The organism is Flavobacterium sp. JLP, assembly GCF_015350755.1.
GTDB lineage: Bacteria > Bacteroidota > Bacteroidia > Flavobacteriales > Flavobacteriaceae > Flavobacterium.
Genome location: NZ_JADKPS010000005.1, coordinates 85292 through 101825, shown reverse-complemented (window position 1 = coordinate 101825; position 16534 = coordinate 85292). Strand labels below are relative to the sequence as shown.

15 protein-coding genes are annotated in these 16534 nt (G+C 34.2%); 3 read left to right on the top strand and 12 right to left on the bottom strand.

Annotation, left to right across the window (positions count from 1 at the left end):
• Window positions 1–56: 56 nt before the first annotated feature.
• The gene (locus IRZ83_RS13580; RefSeq protein ID WP_029272488.1) at window positions 57–1637 is read right to left on the bottom strand and encodes a Na+/H+ antiporter; all 1581 of its coding nucleotides are present in this window, start codon (window positions 1635–1637) and stop codon (window positions 57–59) included.
• Window positions 1638–1795: 158 nt separating this feature from the next.
• Window positions 1796–2920, bottom strand: a complete 1125-nt coding sequence (nagA, locus tag IRZ83_RS13575) for an N-acetylglucosamine-6-phosphate deacetylase (protein WP_194569509.1) — start codon at window positions 2918–2920, stop codon at window positions 1796–1798.
• Window positions 2921–3302: 382 nt separating this feature from the next.
• On the opposite strand from nagA, the gene IRZ83_RS13570 reads away from it, so the two are divergent.
• Both IRZ83_RS13570 and IRZ83_RS13565 read left to right on the top strand, forming a co-directional pair.
• On the top strand, window positions 3303–4937 hold the full coding sequence (locus tag IRZ83_RS13570) for an NADP-dependent glyceraldehyde-3-phosphate dehydrogenase (RefSeq protein WP_194569507.1): 1635 nt from the start codon (window positions 3303–3305) through the stop codon (window positions 4935–4937).
• Window positions 4938–4957: 20 nt separating this feature from the next.
• The gene (locus IRZ83_RS13565) at window positions 4958–5725 is read left to right on the top strand and encodes a methyltransferase domain-containing protein (RefSeq protein WP_194569505.1); all 768 of its coding nucleotides are present in this window, start codon (window positions 4958–4960) and stop codon (window positions 5723–5725) included.
• A 60-nt stretch (window positions 5726–5785) separates the two neighbouring features.
• Here the strand turns inward: IRZ83_RS13565 and IRZ83_RS13560 are convergent, their stop codons facing one another.
• Entirely contained in the window at window positions 5786–5980 is a 195-nt protein-coding gene (locus IRZ83_RS13560; RefSeq protein WP_194569503.1) for a hypothetical protein, read from the bottom strand.
• Between the two features lie 314 nt (window positions 5981–6294).
• Entirely contained in the window at window positions 6295–7233 is a 939-nt protein-coding gene (locus tag IRZ83_RS13555; RefSeq protein WP_194569501.1) for a ring-cleaving dioxygenase, read from the bottom strand.
• A 312-nt stretch (window positions 7234–7545) separates the two neighbouring features.
• On the opposite strand from IRZ83_RS13555, the gene IRZ83_RS13550 reads away from it, so the two are divergent.
• The gene (locus tag IRZ83_RS13550) at window positions 7546–9123 is read left to right on the top strand and encodes a sigma-54 interaction domain-containing protein (protein WP_194569499.1); all 1578 of its coding nucleotides are present in this window, start codon (window positions 7546–7548) and stop codon (window positions 9121–9123) included.
• Window positions 9124–9129: 6 nt separating this feature from the next.
• On the opposite strand, the gene IRZ83_RS13545 is transcribed toward IRZ83_RS13550, so the two are convergent.
• From IRZ83_RS13545 to IRZ83_RS13510, 8 genes are all read right to left on the bottom strand, one after another.
• Window positions 9130–9747, bottom strand: a complete 618-nt coding sequence (locus IRZ83_RS13545; RefSeq protein ID WP_194569497.1) for a TMEM175 family protein — start codon at window positions 9745–9747, stop codon at window positions 9130–9132.
• A gap of 237 nt (window positions 9748–9984) precedes the next feature.
• Entirely contained in the window at window positions 9985–10335 is a 351-nt protein-coding gene (locus tag IRZ83_RS13540) for a hypothetical protein (RefSeq protein WP_194569494.1), read from the bottom strand.
• A complete protein-coding gene (locus IRZ83_RS13535; protein WP_194569492.1) occupies window positions 10335–10952 on the bottom strand; it encodes an alpha/beta hydrolase in 618 nt (205 codons plus the stop codon). Before IRZ83_RS13535 ends, IRZ83_RS13540 begins: the two co-directional genes overlap by 1 nt.
• Window positions 10953–11285: 333 nt before the next feature.
• Complete coding sequence (locus IRZ83_RS13530) at window positions 11286–11576, bottom strand: GNAT family N-acetyltransferase (RefSeq protein ID WP_113678950.1); 291 nt, start codon at window positions 11574–11576, stop codon at window positions 11286–11288.
• Window positions 11577–11582: 6 nt separating this feature from the next.
• The gene (locus IRZ83_RS13525) at window positions 11583–12941 is read right to left on the bottom strand and encodes a sigma-54-dependent transcriptional regulator (RefSeq protein ID WP_194569490.1); all 1359 of its coding nucleotides are present in this window, start codon (window positions 12939–12941) and stop codon (window positions 11583–11585) included.
• Between the two features lie 9 nt (window positions 12942–12950).
• Window positions 12951–15230 (bottom strand): histidine kinase dimerization/phosphoacceptor domain -containing protein, encoded by a 2280-nt coding sequence (locus tag IRZ83_RS13520; protein WP_194569487.1) that lies wholly within the window; start codon window positions 15228–15230, stop codon window positions 12951–12953.
• A 55-nt stretch (window positions 15231–15285) separates the two neighbouring features.
• Window positions 15286–15948 carry a YoaK family protein gene (locus IRZ83_RS13515; RefSeq protein WP_194569485.1) on the bottom strand — a complete coding sequence of 221 codons (663 nt, stop codon included), beginning with the start codon at window positions 15946–15948 and terminating at the stop codon, window positions 15286–15288.
• Window positions 15949–15953: 5 nt separating this feature from the next.
• Window positions 15954–16427, bottom strand: a complete 474-nt coding sequence (locus tag IRZ83_RS13510; protein WP_194569483.1) for a Dps family protein — start codon at window positions 16425–16427, stop codon at window positions 15954–15956.
• Between the last annotated feature and the right edge of the window lie 107 nt (window positions 16428–16534).

Here is a 16534-nt window from a genome sequence, read left to right as displayed (position 1 = left end):
AAGAATTATCCATTTTATTGAATGAAATGGATAATTCTTATTAGAATAAAACATTTTTAGATATAGCGCAGTTTTTCTTCTTCGATATCTAAATAATGCATTTGCCGTCTTATAATTGACTCGTCTAAAGTTTTATCTTCCTTATTTTTATTTATAAGCCACTGCCTCTGCTGTACTAATAAATCAAGATAAATATCTTTAAGATCTGTTCCTATAGACTCGTCATCAACACCATTATTGCGATGTTCCCATTTCTGAATAAGATGCTGTAACGAATTATTGCTCTTAACCTGCTCGCTGTAATTTGTTTTCAAATAATTTAAAGTGTAAGCAGTAAGCTCTTGTTTAATGTTATTAGCAGCTTCATCTCGAGGAATAGGATCGTAAATATCTGTCAGTTTTATTTTTTTAATGAAATAAGGCAATGTCAATCCTTGAATCAGTAAAGTCAGCAGAATAACAATAAAGGTTATAAATAAGATTAAATTACGCTGTGGGAAACCGTTGCCATTGTTGAGATAAACTGGAATTGATAAAGCTGCGGCCAATGAAACCACACCTCTCATTCCGGTCCAGCCCAAAATAAAGGGCGTTTTCAAACCAGGATTTCTGCTGTCAGCAACAGTAATAAAATTTCTGGCAATCAATGTAACTACTACCGCGCCATAAGACGATAATATTCGGCCTACGATTAAAACTGCTGTTATTATAACACCATATCCAATTGCTGTTGGAAGACTAATATTTACTTCTTCAAGCCCTCTTGTAATTTGCGGCAAATCTAATCCGATCAGCATGAAAACCAATCCATTTAAAATAAAACAAAAACTTTCCCAAACATTGATTCCCTGCAGACGAGATCTGCTGTTCAAAAAACGATGTCTGTTATTCGATAATAACAATCCGCCGCTTACGACTGCTAATACACCAGAGCTGTGAATTTCTTCCGCAGCGAGATAGATTATATAGGGTGTAAGAAGTGACAAAACGATATCTGCATTAGCATCAGTAGGCAGATATTTATGCGCTTTCATAAAAAGCCATCCAATTAATAAGCCAATGCCTACGCCGCCAAAAATCATCCAGCTGAAACTCGCCGCGGCTTTATAAAATAAAAATTGTTCTGTTGCAACTGCGATCATTGCAAATCTGAAAATAATCAACGATGAAGCGTCATTCAATAAGCTTTCTCCCTCTAAAATTGACGAAATTGTTTTGGGTACTTTTACAAATTTTAAAATAGCGCCAGCACTTACTGCATCTGGAGGAGAAACGATTCCACCAAGTACAAAACCTAATGCTAATGAAAATCCAGGAATAAGATAATTGGCTACTAAAGCTACAGATAATGCCGACAGAAAAACAACGACAAATGCAAAACTTGTAATAATGCGGCGCCAGCGCCATAATTCTTTCCAAGAAACTGTCCAGGCTGCTTCATATAGTAATGGAGGCAGGAAAATAAAGAATATAAGTTCGGGTTCGATGTTTATAACAGGTACGCCAGGAATAAAACTTATAGCAAGTCCTGCCAATACAAGCAGTACAGGATAAGCTACTTTTATTTTATTGGCAAGCATTATCAGCAATAAAATAATTATTAAAAGGCCTAAATAAAAAGGAAAGTTTTCAAGCATTCTTTTTGGTTTGTAATTGAAATTTATAATAGAATCAAGATATAAAAATAAAACTTTAAAAGAAAGATTTAGCTCAAATAAGAATTAATTATTTGAGTATTATTGTATTAAAACTGACTTTTATGCTATTGAAAGCTCAAGTTTCATTATCAAATTATTTATTTGTTTGAAAAAATAAATGTTTCTATTTCAGACAAATCATCATTAAATTTCACAAAACTTGCAGGAAATCCAGATTTTATTTTTCCTATTTTATTTTCTAAACCAATTGCGTTTGCAACATTTGAAGTTGCCATTTTTATAGCTTCATCTACAGAAACATCTAAATGATTATACGCATTTTGAACCGCTTCTAACATTGATATAGTGGCTCCAGCCAAATTACCATCTTTGTTTCTGTAAAAGCCATTTTCTAAATGGGCATCAAAATTATCCCATTGAAAGCTGTCGACTTTTCGGCCTAGAAATGTAGCATCGCTTATTAAAAAGAATTTTTCGTGTTTGAGTTTATATGCAACTTTTGCAGCCGCATAGTCACAATGTGCACCATCTAAAATAACGGGAGCATATACATTTTCATTTTCAAAAACAGCTCCAACCAAGCCTGGTTCACGATGACCAAACTGTGTCATCGCATTAAATAAATGAGTGACGAGTTTTACGCCTTTCGAAAAATAAACCTGAGCTTGTTTATGTGTAATAGTCGAATGTCCGATAGAAATAATGATGTCGCTTTCTAACAACATCTGCAACTGTTCGTCTGTAAAACATTCGGGAGCAATTGTGATTACTTTTATAACATCTTTCCCGAGTCTGATAATCTCTTCAAGTTCTGCATTCGTAGGTTTACGAACCTGATCGATGCTGTGTGCCCCTCGTTTTAACGGATTCAAAAACGGACCTTCTAAATGCATTCCGATAACGCCATTGTTATATTTTTCTCGATAATGACGGATTGCTTCAATTCCTTTAAGAATCGTTTCATTTGAAGAAGATATCAAACAAGGAAGCATATATGTTGTACCATATTTAAGGCTAGAATCGTAAATATCCTGAATCGTTTCTTCGGTAGGATTTTGACTAAAATAGTGTTTTTCTCCTCCATTTATCTGAATGTCTACAAATCCAGATGCAATATGTTTTCCTTGTAAATCGATGGTTTCAATATCATTTGGAATTTCTTTTTGTACCGAAATAATGATTCCGTTTTCAATGATCACTGCGCCGTTATTAATTATTTCATTTCCTGTGTGCACAATAGCATTGACAATTGCCTGTTTCATTGTTCAATTTTATTTCTTGATTATTTTATTATCAATTTTAGAATTTATGTCGTTTGCATTTAAAAAATAAGTAACTTGAATAAAATACGCCAGCAAAATAAAATTGTGGTTTTGTCTGGTGTTTAAAGGTGTTGATTGAGTAAGTTTAACTGAAACTATTTTATATAAAGGTACAAATGTATCAATATCATTTATCAATCGATTTTAGAGAAAAGCAAATTTATTCAGCAGATGAAGTTTTCGTATTTTTATAAGAAACTCAAAATTGCCTTAATACAAATAATGTTGCCATCATTTAATATCTGGAATCTAATGTGGAAAATTAGCAAAATAAAATAAGACAACAATTTTTTTTGAAAGTTACAAGATTAAATAATTGCATATGGAAAATTTAAAAGCATCCTTAACAGCTATCGATAGTCTGTTTATAGAAGAAAATCTTATTCCTCAAGAATATAAGATTTTAGAAATTCATCAGCGGGAATACCTGCTAAATGGTCAATTAGTTCCTTGGAATGGTGAAGTAACGGAAGTATTTTCTCCGATTTTTGTTCCAGGTGCAGATGGACTTAAACGCAAACTGGTAGGTACAATACCGCATACTACTGCTAAAGAAGCATTAGAATCGCTGGATGCAGCAGTAGAAGCTTACAACGACGGACAAGGGATATGGCCAACAATGAGTGTTGAAGACAGAATTAAATGTATGCAGAAATTTGTATACCTAATGATTCAGCAGCGCGAACCCGTTATTAAATTGCTGATGTGGGAAATTGGAAAAAGCCTTCCCGACTCAACTAAAGAATTTGATCGAACAGTAGAATATATCAACGCTACAATAGATGCTTTAAAAGATTTAGACAGACAGTCTTCCAGATTTGAAGAATCAGAAGGAGTTTTGGCTCAGATTAGGCGATCTTCATTAGGTGTTGTTCTTAGTATGGGTCCTTTTAATTACCCACTTAATGAAATTTTTACCACATTAATTCCCGCACTAATAATGGGGAATACCATTTTATTTAAATTGCCTAAACATGGTGTCTTGGCACATTATCCTTTGCTTAATGCCTTTAAAGAAGCATTTCCTCCTGGAACTGTAAACACGCTTTACGGCAGAGGTGCAGAAATTATTTCGCCATTAATGGAAAGCGGTAAAGTAAATGTGCTGGCTTTTATTGGGTCGAGTAAAGTAGCAAATGGCCTTAAAAAATTACATCCAAAAGCAAATAGATTAAGATCAATATTAAGTCTTGATGCAAAAAATGCAGCGATCGTAACGAAGCACGCAGATCTAAGTGTTGCAGTAAATGAGTGTCTGCTGGGTGCACTATCTTTTAATGGACAACGTTGTACGGCATTAAAATTGATTTTTGTACAGAAAGAAGTAGCAGATGAGTTTGTACAAAAATTAAGTGAGGCTGTGGCGACTCTAAAACCGGGACTTCCTTGGGATAAAGATGTGAAAATCACACCGCTTCCTGAATTTGATAAACCAGATTATCTTAAAAGTTGTTTGGATGATGCATTATCAAATGGAGCCAAAATAATAAACGAAAATGGTGGTTATACTAATAATTCATTCGTGTTTCCGGCCGTTGTTTATCCTGTAAATGATAAAATGAAATTGTATCATGAAGAACAATTTGGTCCAATTATACCAATTGTGCCTTTTGATTCTATTGATGAACCTATAGAATATCAAATCAATGCTTCACACGGTATGCAGGTAAGTATTTTTAGTGAAGATCCGAAAGAAGTAGCAAGCTTAATCGATCCGTTTGTGAATTTAGTAAGCAGAGTAAATATTAACTGCCAGTCACAACGTGGACCAGACGTTTTTCCGTTTACCGGAAGAAAGGACAGCGCAGAAGGAACTTTGTCAATATCAGATGCATTGCGCTCTTTTTCAATTCGTTCACTTGTTGCTACTAAAGCTACAGATGCCAATAAAAAGCTGTTTAATTCGATTGTAAGAGATCATGATTCTAACTTTTTGAGTACGGATTATATATTTTGATTTAACCAAAATACTTTAATATGCCATGGAATCCAGAGATTTATAATAAATTTAAAAACATTCGCTATCAACCTTTTTATGATTTGGCAGCATTCATTCAGCCAGTAAAAGGGATGATAGCTATTGATTTAGGTTGCGGTACCGGAGAACAGACCGCAATTCTAGCCAATAAATTTAAAGATGCGAATTTTATTGGTATCGATTCTTCTGCTGAAATGCAGGAGCAGTCAAAATCTTTGGAAACTGAAAATTTACATTTTCGAAGAGCAACAACAGAAGATATGCTGTTGTCAGTAGAAAAATGGGATTTGATTTTTAGTAACGCAGCTTTGCAATGGTCTGATAATCATGAAATATTATTTCCAAAATTATTAGAAATTGTTAATTCTAAAGGACAATTTGCAGTACAAATGCCGGTACAGCCAGAAAATAAGCTTAATAAAATTTTATCAGAGTTAATAGAGGAAGAACCTTTTAAAACTTATTTCAAAGGATATAAAAGAGATTCACCGGTTCTGAGTATTGATGAATACGCACAAATGCTTTTTGATGGCGGTCTTGAAGATATTCAGATTATGCAAAAAGTGTATCCCATAATTGCAAAAGACCATGATACGCTATATGATTTTATTTCAGGGTCTGCTTTAATTCCTTACATAGAGCGATTGGAAAGCGAACAGGCAAGGCTTTTTATTAAAATATATAAACACAGAATAGCGATAGAATTTCCTAAGCTTCCAGCAATTTATTCTTTTAAAAGAATATTAATGTACGGAAGAAAGGCATAAAATTAGGATTGTAAATCCAGGATAAAATAAAAATATGTAATAAAAGCAACATTGCTTTTATTACATATTTTTATTTTCCATCAAGTCATAAGAAGTCTGATTAGAAGATGCACTTTCAGGCAAATCGTCCCAGTGTCCCCAGTCTCCTTTATAAGCTTTTCTGTAAATGAAATCATTATTGCTTGCTACATAAATTTCACTGTGAATTGGACATCTATTAAAATCCTTCTCTTGGTAGTTGTTTAAATTTTCCATGGCTGTACTGTTTTATGTTCATTAACGAGCTCAAAATTAAGATTATAGCAATAGGTTTTCTTATATGATATTGCGGAAATGTTGTCAAATTAACATGTTGCATTCAATTTTTGATGTAGTAATAATATAAATTAGCGTCGCTGGGGAATAATGAGCGGTATTAAAGAATTTTTTTTATAAAAGCAAAAGAAACTCCAAGATGATTGGAAGTTGCAGTTCTTCGGTTTAATTTTTTTGAAGTTGCGATAACAATTCCATAAAACAAAAAAGCTGTCAAAACAGACAGCTTTTAAGAACAGGGTATACGTTTAAAATTAATTAATTTTCACCAAATGCGCTTCGATAGCCGCTCTGTCACCTTCGTATTGTGCAGGAAGTTTTAGGTTTTTTCCCAATTCTTCTAAACTTTCATCTACTGTAAAACCAGGGTTTTCTGTAGCGATTTCAAATAAAACTCCTCCCGGTTCTCTAAAGTAAAGAGAATGGAAATAATTTCTGTCAATCTGTGGCGTAATAGACAATCCGTAAGCTTCGATTTTTTCACGGAAGTGCATTAATATTTCATCATTTTGAACACGGAAAGCTACATGGTGAACAGATCCGTTTGCTACATGACCGCGTTTTTCATCAGTCAATTCTACTAAGTCAACAATGGCAGCATTTTCTACAGCATCTGTTGCATAACGATAGCGGTTTACATCTTGGTCAATCAATTTATAACCAAATATTTCGGTTAAGATTGCAGCTGTTGCTTTTATACTGTTTAAAGTCAAAGTAATGTTGTGGAAACCTCTTGTAGCCACATCTGCTTTTACTTCATCGGTTTCCCAAGGTTTTCTGTTATCGTCTGTTTTAGATTCGATTAACTCTAATTTTAATCCGTCTGGATCTAAGAAAGTCAAATATTTTTCTCCAAATTTTTCAGCCGGTTTATTGTAAATTACATTATACTGTTCAAAACGTTTCTGCCAGAAATCCAAACTTCCTTTTGGAACAGAATAACCAATTTCAGTTGCCATTCCAGATCCTTTTCTTCCTTGTTGGATTCCTTCTCCCCAAGGGAAAAAAGTTAAGATAGTTCCGGCACTTCCTACTTCATCTCCAAAGTAAAAATGGTACGTTCCAGGATCGTCAAAATTCACCGTTTTTTTGATGAATCTTAATCCTAATATGTTTGAGTAAAAGTTGAAATTACGTTTAGCGTCACCTGCAATTGCAGTAATATGGTGTAAGCCTAAAATTTTATTTTCCATGGTTTTTATATGTATTAAATTGTTATTGATTTTCTTTTACAAATTTACGCCTGTTATAGTCCTGCATCGATTAACCTAGATTAAGAAATAAAAAGCCGTTAAATTTTTATCAGTCAAACAATAACCAAATAATATTCCATTTAACTTAAAGTATTGTAAGTTAATGATTTAATGCTAAAGTATTGTCTTTGTGACTACGATATATCGTAATTTTATTATCCCAACCTGTTTTATTTAGAAAATCGATAGCAATTTAGTTAGGGCTATTTCTTAAATTTACCCTGTTACCAAATACCACATGAATTATTATTTATGGAAAAGCCGACAGATCAAACTGCAGTTTTAATGAACCGACTGCAGGAAAGAGAGCGAGAACAGACGTTAATTACGTCGATTTGCAGCGCACTTTCTCAGGCTTTAACGAAAGAAGAATTTGATCATGTAATTAGTAGTGTTTTAAAAGATGAATTTTCTTTTGATGATTTTATTCTGGCTTCTGCCGATGAGAATGAAACCGAGTACCATATTTTCTATCAATTTTTGCAGAAAAATTCCAAGTCAAAAGGACTAATCATTAAAGATGGTTTTTTTGATTTATGTATGGATTCGGCTGATACGGTTGTTTTTGATCTTAATGCTTTAAACGGAAAAAAAATTCCAGAACCTATTACTTTACCAAATAATAAAGGTTTTAAAAGCGGAATAGGAATTTGTCTTCCTTATATTAAAGGAAACAGAAATGTTCTTTTTCTTTTCTTCAAAAATGCTAAAACGTTCAGCAGGGAATCTAACCGAGTTATTATAGGAATTGCCATGCAGCTTTCTATTACGGTGAGAAATATTATTTTGACCCAAGAATATGAAAGTAAGATTGATGTACTTTCAAAATCGAAAATTAATCCGCCAGAAGAAAATGAAGCACCTATAATTAAAAACGAAGGTTTTCATGGAATTGTAGGAAACAGCGATGCCATGCAGAATGTTTACGAATTGATTTCGCAGGTTGCTTCTTCGCAATCTACCGTTTTGATTTCTGGAGAAACAGGAACGGGAAAAGAACTCGTAGCAAGCGCCATTCATAATTTATCATCGGTTTCGAATAAAAAAATGGTAAAAGTAAATTGCGCTTCGATTCCGGAGAATCTGATTGAAAGTGAATTATTCGGACATGAAAAAGGAGCTTTTACAGGTGCTTTAGAAACGAGAATTGGAAAATTTGAACAAGCCGAAAACAGCACCATTTTTTTGGATGAAATAGGAGAGATGCCTTTAGAACTGCAGGGAAAACTGCTGCGTGTGCTCCAAGAAAAAGAAATAGAAAGAATAGGCGGCAAAAACACGATAAAAGTTAATGTTCGTGTAATTGCGGCAACCAACAGATTACTAGAAAAAGAAGTTGCCGAAGGCCGATTTAGAAGTGATTTATATTACCGATTGAATGTTTTTCCGATTCCGCTTCCTCCTTTGCGTGACCGCGCAGAAGATATTGAAGTTTTAGGGAATTTTTTCCTGGAAAAACATTCGAATAAAATCAATAAAAAGATAAAAGGTTTTTCTAAAAAAGTATTGAACAGCATGACGGCAAATGCATGGCCGGGAAATGTTCGCGAGCTGGAAAATATGGTGGAAAGAAGTATTTTGTTTGCGAAAGACGAAACGATCAAAGAAATGAGTTTTCCTGAGATTTTTAAAACCGAATCTACAGTTTCTGAAAATGAATTTTATACTAAAACATTACAGGAAATAGAGCGAGAACATATTTTAAAAGTAATTAAAAAATGCAACGGAAGAATTTCGGGTCCGCAAGGTGCAGCAGTTTTATTGGACTTACCCGGAACAACACTAATTTCTAAAATGCAGAAATTAGGGATCAAAAAAAAACATTTTTAGATTCATTTACTCGTGAATCATTTTTATTTTTCCAGAAGAAACTGCCCAGAAAACCAATAAAAGCATGCTGATCGCCAAAGCAATTGTCGGATATTGAAATGAAATTCCGAATGCAATTAAGTAAGTCGGCAATCCATATAAGTAATTATTTCGGATTTTAATTATTGCCGAATTTGTGATTTCAGGACGTAAAAGTTTTTTGTTGTGGCTTGCAATAAACCACAATAAATTATACGAAAGATTGATAAGCACAAATATTCCTGTATAAATCGCTACAGCAATATTCGACGCTTCTCCGTCAAAAAATCGTGCTAATAAAGCCGTAGGATATGAAACTGCCGTTACCAGAAAAAGAATCAATCCGTTTGCAAACATTATAGCTGTATTACGGCTGTAAATCTGCTTGAAAATCTTGTGATGATTCACCCACATGATAAAAATGCTGAAAAACGAAAGCGTAAAGGCAAGATACGTTGTCCATTCTCCTTTTAGAAAAGATAGTAGTTCAGTTCCGTTTTTTATAGTAGCAGCACTTGGAGCATGAAGATCCAGAACCAAAAGCGTAATTGCAATCGCAAATACGGCATCACTGAAATTCTCTATTCTTACGGTTTCTTTTTCCATTTTATTTTTTTTATTTTAACCGCTAAGTGCGCTAGGATTTTAGACAATCCTGGAGTTATAAATAATCTATTCTCATTTTATGTCATTTCGACGAAGGAGAAATCACACACGGTAATCGACAAAGATTGGAGAAATACTTTGTAGAGTCTCAAGTGTGATTTCTCCTTCGTCGAAATGACAAACTTAACGGTTAATAAGAAAAACCTTTGCGTGCTTTGCGGTTAAATCCGTATGCAATTATAATTTTATAAATATTGATTTTCGAAGTTTCGGCTCCAAATTCTTTGTTTTATGTCCTTTTCCTTTGGTGTCTTCAACTAACAAAATTGACCCGGTTTCAAAGCTTCTTTTTTCTCCTAATGAGGTTTCGATTTCTACACCGCCATCCAGTAAAACAATATATTGTCGGTCTGGCGCATTATGAAAATCATAATCGTAAGAAGGTAAGACTTCTCTAAAAACAATTGATCTTACAGGTTCATCATCAGATAAAAATCCGATGTCGCCGTTGTTTTTCAATGGAACTTCGAAGTCTTCAAAATGACTTTCTCCATTTGCATCGCTGAAAACTTTAGTGATCTGAATCATTATTTTGTAAAAATAAGTTGGTTGACCAAATCAACTTCGTCCTGACTTATGGTATGGCCCATATTTTCGTAGATTTTTTTGGTAACATTAGCGCCCAATTTTTTAAGAAGCGCTTCAGATTCATTTACCCTTTCTACAGGAACATGAAAATCAGGATCGCTTGTGCCGATGAAAATTGGAGTGCCTTCGAAATTTCCTGAGTAATGGTCTTCATACACTTTATCGCCAATAAGTCCGCCGGTAAAAGCAACAACGCCACCGTATTTTGCAGCATTTCTGGCTGTAAATTCTAAAGCAAGACAAGCTCCCTGCGAAAACCCAAGGAAATAAATATTCTCTTTTTCAATTCCGTTTTGCTGGATCGCAATAACAACCTGATGAATTGCATCTAATGATTTTGAAAATGAAGGCTCGTTCTCTTCAAGCGGTACTAAAAATGAATATGGATACCATGTTCTGTTTTCTGCCTGTGGTGCAACCAATGCAAAATTTTCTACATTTAGATGTTTTGCAATGGAGAGAATATCATGAGCACCTGCACCGCGACCGTGAATCATAATTAAGGCTTTTTTAGCTTGATCTAAGGGTTTACCGTCTGTTATAATTTCTGTATTCATAAGTTTTTTTTAATTGTTGTGTGTAGTTATTTTTTCTCGCAGATTTTGGAGATTTTGGGGATTTTTTAATTCGTTATTCTATTGATTCGTGGAGTCAAATAAAGTATTTACCCCAATCTTGTCATTTCGATCCCGAGGCTTCGGGAGAGAAATCGCACTCGTATATCGACAAAGATTGGTAATTGTATTGCGGATTTTCTTGTGTGATTTCTCCCCCGAAGACTCGGGATCGAAATGACAAACTTTGACGACAAACTTTGACGACAAACTATGCCGACAAATTTGAATCCAAACTATGGCGACAAATTTGAATCCCAACTTTTTAAAAATTATTTATCTCTTCCAAATATCCTGATATTCATCCGGATGTCTTTTGAACTGCGCATGAACATAAGGACAAAGCGCTATAACCATCATATTATTAGCACGAACATACGAAACCATTTCTTCGAGAAGTTTTTTGGCGTAGCCTTTTCCTTCCGCTTCTGGTTCAACTCCTGTGTGGTAAACAGTTAGAACATCATCTTTGATGCTTACTGTCATTTCGCCAAGCTTTTTATCATCAACATAAAGATTAAAAGCGCCGTGTTTTTTTTCGTCTAATTCTAATTTTATTGTTTCCATATCTTTTTAATTATATCCTTGTTTTATATCTAATTTTTTCATTTTCGAATACAAAGTCTGCGGTTGTATTTTTAGCAATTCTGCCGCGCCGCCCGGACCAGAAACTTTTCCGCCACAAATTTGAAGCGCATTCATAATATGCTCTTTTTCCATTTCTTCCATCGATTTCATTTTCCCGCTATTTACTTCTAACGGTTTTGCATTATTTAGTGGAAGATCAAATTTTTCGATTTCATTTGTTTTGGCCAACAGTACATTTCTTTCGATTAAATGTTCTAATTCTCGAATATTTCCAGGCCAGTCATATTGCATTAATTGTTCTAGAGCCGTTGCACTGATACTGCTTACATTTTTACGGGAACTTGTTGCGTATTTTTTCAGAAAATAATTGGCCAATGCCTCAATATCTTCTTTGCGTTCTTTTAATGTTGGAAGCTGAATCGGAAAAACATTTAAACGATAATACAAATCAAGTCTAAAACGGCCTTCTGCAACTTCTTTTTCCAATGATCTATTCGTTGCGGCAACTATACGAACATTGATTTTAATCGTTTTATTGCCGCCAAGTCTTTGGATTTCTTTTTCCTGTAAAACACGCAATAATTTTACCTGAGAATCGAGTGGAAGCTCTCCAATTTCATCCAGAAAAATGGTGCCGTCATTCGCTTGTTCAAACTTTCCGATTCGTTGCGAATTGGCTCCGGTAAAAGCACCTTTTTCATGTCCAAATAATTCTGATTCGATCAAAGAATGTGGCAGCGCCGCACAATTGACAATTACAATAGCATTTGATTTGTGCGCCGAAAGATCGTGTATAGAATGTGCTACTCTTTCTTTTCCGGTACCGCTTTCTCCGAGAATCAAAACTGAAGTTTCGGCTGGAGCTACAATTTTTATTTTTTCTATAACTTCTTGTAAAAGAATACTTTTTCCAATGATTCCCTCAATTTCTTGGTTTTGAGTATCATTTGGAATTTCTGCTAAAGTTCCGTTTTCCTGACCAAATCTGTATTTGGCAATATCAAGCATCACAATAAGATCTCTCTCTCGAAACGGTTTTACCATAAAGCCGTAAGGATGAGTTGCTTTGACAGCTTCTAGGGTCGATTGATTCGTATTGGCAGAAATATAGAGAAACGGCAATTGCATTTCACGAAGTTCCCAAGCCAGGTCAATTCCGGTAAGATCGCCTTTTAGCATAATATCCAGTAAAACCCAGTCGGGCCTTTTTGTCTCGATCAATTTACGGGCTTGAACCACAGAAGAAGCAATTCCGGTTATTTCATAACCAGCCTTTACCAACATGATTTTTAGATCATTTGCTACTATAAATTCATCTTCAACAATTAGAATTTTCTCCTTCATCACCATAAGTTATATTATTTGAGAATTTTCAGTTGATCCTTCAAATTCTGTATTTCGTGTAAATGTAATTTTGATGCTCAATCCGTTATCGTTTTTCATATCAAAAGTTCCATCAATCTGATCGGTTAATCCCATCATTAAATTCATTCCCAACGAGTTTCTTTCTGTATCTTCAAAATTCTCAGGAAGACCTACACCGTTGTCGGCAATTACCAATTGATAATTATTTTCGCCGATATTTTTAAGTTCAATATGCACATCTCCTTTTTTGTCAAGTGGAAAAGCATATTTTATGGCATTGTTAATGGCTTCATTTATAATTAATCCAAGCGGAACTGCTTGCGCTACATCAAGATATACTTTTTCTGTGTCCAGAACAAAATTGATTTTTTTATCAGTATCAAAACATTCTCTCATATAAGTGATGAGCTCATAAATATACCATGACATATCAATATTAGCCAGATTATCAGATTGATATAATTTTTGATGAATCAGCGACATCGCATGCATTCTGTGCTGGCTGTTTTGAATTGCCATTAAAGCATCTTCATTATCCAAATAAGCCGATTGAGTGTTCAATAAACTAATCACAATCTGAAGATTATTCTTTACACGATGATGGATTTCCTTTAAAAGCCATTCTTTTTCAAGCAGCATCTTTTTGTTCAGTTCGTTCTGCTCATTAATCTGCTGACGCTGCATTTCCAATTCTTCATTCTTTTTCTTTTTAGACCTGAAACTATTGTATAAAAATGCCAGAAAAAGTACCAAAACGACAACACTTCCAATAAAAACGTAACGGATAATCTGATCGTTATGAATTTTTATTTCCTGTAATTTTCCTTGCTGTGTAAGCAGTTTGATGTTTTTGTCTTTTTTTTCTGTTTCAAATTGAAGCTGTAATGCGGCAGATTGTTTCAGTTTTTCTACATTAAAAATAGAATCTCTTAAAAGTTGATGCTTCTGCAAATGTTTTATAGCCGACTCGTATTTTTTGCTCGCGTGATCAGACTGAAAAGACAAAAGTTCGATTTGTGAATACAAAATAAGCTTATCCGATTTTTTAGCAAATTCTTTGAATTTTTCGATATAAGCATACGTTTTTTCGACCTGACCAGACTGTTGCAAATAAATGATAATTGCTGTCAGTTTATACGCAAGACCCGCATCAGATTCCTTATAATCTTTTAGTATCTGCTCGTAGTAAGGCTTTGCATTGTCAAGTTGTTTGAGCATGGAATAACAAACTACAAATATAAAGCGCTGTCTTACTTTCGTTATTTCATCGTTTGGAGGATAATCTTTGGCAGTTCGTTTTAGCGTGCGTAATGCTTTTGGATAATTTTTCTGCTGACAATATAATGAAGCCAGATTATAGCTTATAGTATTGATATCACTTGTGTTTTTATTTTCTAATGCAATATTTAAAGCTTTTTCAAAATTAGAAAATGCCAAATCATATTTGAGAAGATCATAATATGCAAGCGCAAGATGATTGTAAATGGTGCACAGCTGATAGCTCGTATCATGAACTTCTTCGGCTGTTTTTTCTGCCATAAGAGCATATTGCAGTGATAGTTGCGTATTTTGTAAAATTCCGTAATTGTCAGACATTAAGGTGTAAACTCCCTGAAGACCTTTGAAACCAATAGCTTTATAAACTGCAACTGCATTTTCTAAAAGCACTAATGCTTTTTGATTTTCTTCTATGCTTCCGTAATAATCGGCAAGATCTTTTAAGGCATCAGCTTGTTTCTTGTAAGCTTTACTTTTTTTGTAAAGCGGCACTGCAATTTCAAGATATTTTATTTTGGCTTCTGTATCTTCTTTTTCATAACCTTTGTAAGCGCAAAGTTCCCTGTAAGCATCTGCTTTTACAACTAATAAATTGTTTTTTTTAGAATAGGCGAGTGCTTCATTGGTTTTCTTTAATCCGTTTTTTGAATCTCCTTTTTCTCTGTAAATCTGACCTTCCAATAAAATGGCTTTTCCTTTTCCGAGTTTATATCCTAAAGTATTACTTAACTTTTTTGCTTCAAAATTTAAATTATTGGCACTGTCAAGATCAGCTTTAAGTTCACCCGGTTTAGTAAGATAATAAGAGCTTAAGGTCAAAAGTAATTCTACTTTCTGACTGTCACTTTCTGCTGCATCAATTTTCTTTTTTAATTGATCAGGATCTTCTTTGGACTGTGCCATTCCGTTAAGGGAAACAAATAAAAAGAAAGACACTGTACATAAGATGCACAGGCGGTATTTGGCAGAAATAAAAGGGATAAAATTCATTTTTTAAAGATAATATATTATCAGAAATCCGCAACTTTACAGCCACCTTTGTTTACTATTCACGATGGTAGAGGTAACATATTATCATGGCAATTCCAGGCAGAATCAAAGTGCCTAATCCGAAAAATTTTCCGGCAACGGCTCCTAAAAAACATCCCACAAGAAACCCGATTATAGTAACTAATTGTTTCTTAAAGCTTAATAGCACCTCAGCATCTTTTAACCCGTTTTTTAATAAATTTCCCAAATCAAGAGAAGCTTGTGTTACATTACCTGTCATCATCGTTGTTGGTCCGTGTGTTTCTTTAGCATACAATTTTCCAAAAGCATTTTGTAGTCCCATTGCAAAAACGGTTGTCATGGCAACGGCGTACATTGCCCATTCAGTAAAAATTTCGAAATAACCGAAAACGTACGAAGCAATACCGCTTAAAAACAATATTACGCCTTCCCAAAACAAGATTGTATAATGATTTATGCTTTTTAAAGCAATTCTTCCGCCCACAATAACGGCTAAAATAAAAACAGGAAAAGTCAATAATTTCACCCACGCATGCAGATCAGAACCTTTAATGATTTGATAAGCGAAAACAATAAAGTTACCTGTAACGTGTGCTGAAAATATCGAATCTGCTGCGACAAAAGTTACGGTATCACAATACCCTGCTATCATGGTGAGAAGCAGGGTAACGTACCAAATATTTTTTTGTATTTCCATAATTTTTAGTTCAAGTGAGCGCGAAGCATCCACGCCATTTTTTCGTGATTTTCTAAAAGTCCTGTGATATAATCGCTGGTTCCGGCATCGTGAAGTTCTGAAGCAAAATTGTTAATGTTTTCACGTAAGTGTATCAAGATGCTTTCATGATCCAAAAGCAATTCTTTGATGTACCCTGTGCTGTCGTTTTTTTCTCTTGATTCTTCTGTAAGATGTGTCAGCGCTAAAAATTCTTTTAAAGTTCCCGGCGCATAATGTCCTAACGTTCTAATTCTTTCTGCAATGGTGTCGACAATTTCGTCAAGCGCTTCATATTGCTGTTCGAAGAAAAGGTGTTTGTTGTAAAAATCCGGACCTTCTACATTCCAGTGTGCTTTTTTTGTTTTGGTATAAAGTACAAATTCGTCAGCCAAAACTTTAGTTAAAACCTCAACTACTTTTGAGATGCTTTCTTGTTTAATTCCGATGTTTGCTTTCATTTTAAATTAGGTTTAATAAATATTGTTAGTGATAATTATAAATAAATCAAACACATAGAAACATAGATTTTCTTTCCTTTTGAAAAAGTATACAAAAAGAAACTAGT

Bases quoted from the DNA above. Each gene is read 5' to 3' on its own strand.
- IRZ83_RS13555 (WP_194569501.1), bottom strand. From the start codon at position 7,233: ATGGAAAATAAAATTTTAGGCTTACACCATATTACTGCAATTGCAGGT.
- IRZ83_RS13525 (WP_194569490.1), bottom strand. From the start codon at position 12,941: ATGAAGGAGAAAATTCTAATTGTTGAAGATGAATTTATAGTAGCAAAT.
- IRZ83_RS13515 (WP_194569485.1), bottom strand. From the start codon at position 15,948: ATGGAAATACAAAAAAATATTTGGTACGTTACCCTGCTTCTCACCATG.
- IRZ83_RS13545 (WP_194569497.1), bottom strand. From the start codon at position 9,747: ATGGAAAAAGAAACCGTAAGAATAGAGAATTTCAGTGATGCCGTATTT.
- IRZ83_RS13530 (WP_113678950.1), bottom strand. From the start codon at position 11,576: ATGGAAACAATAAAATTAGAATTAGACGAAAAAAAACACGGCGCTTTT.
- IRZ83_RS13520 (WP_194569487.1), bottom strand. From the start codon at position 15,230: ATGAATTTTATCCCTTTTATTTCTGCCAAATACCGCCTGTGCATCTTA.
- nagA (WP_194569509.1), bottom strand. From the start codon at position 2,920: ATGAAACAGGCAATTGTCAATGCTATTGTGCACACAGGAAATGAAATA.
- IRZ83_RS13535 (WP_194569492.1), bottom strand. From the start codon at position 10,952: ATGAATACAGAAATTATAACAGACGGTAAACCCTTAGATCAAGCTAAA.
- IRZ83_RS13570 (WP_194569507.1), top strand. From the start codon at position 3,303: ATGGAAAATTTAAAAGCATCCTTAACAGCTATCGATAGTCTGTTTATA.
- IRZ83_RS13580 (WP_029272488.1), bottom strand. From the start codon at position 1,637: ATGCTTGAAAACTTTCCTTTTTATTTAGGCCTTTTAATAATTATTTTA.
- IRZ83_RS13565 (WP_194569505.1), top strand. From the start codon at position 4,958: ATGCCATGGAATCCAGAGATTTATAATAAATTTAAAAACATTCGCTAT.
- IRZ83_RS13560 (WP_194569503.1), bottom strand. From the start codon at position 5,980: ATGGAAAATTTAAACAACTACCAAGAGAAGGATTTTAATAGATGTCCA.
- IRZ83_RS13510 (WP_194569483.1), bottom strand. From the start codon at position 16,427: ATGAAAGCAAACATCGGAATTAAACAAGAAAGCATCTCAAAAGTAGTT.
- IRZ83_RS13550 (WP_194569499.1), top strand. From the start codon at position 7,546: ATGGAAAAGCCGACAGATCAAACTGCAGTTTTAATGAACCGACTGCAG.
- IRZ83_RS13540 (WP_194569494.1), bottom strand. From the start codon at position 10,335: ATGATTCAGATCACTAAAGTTTTCAGCGATGCAAATGGAGAAAGTCAT.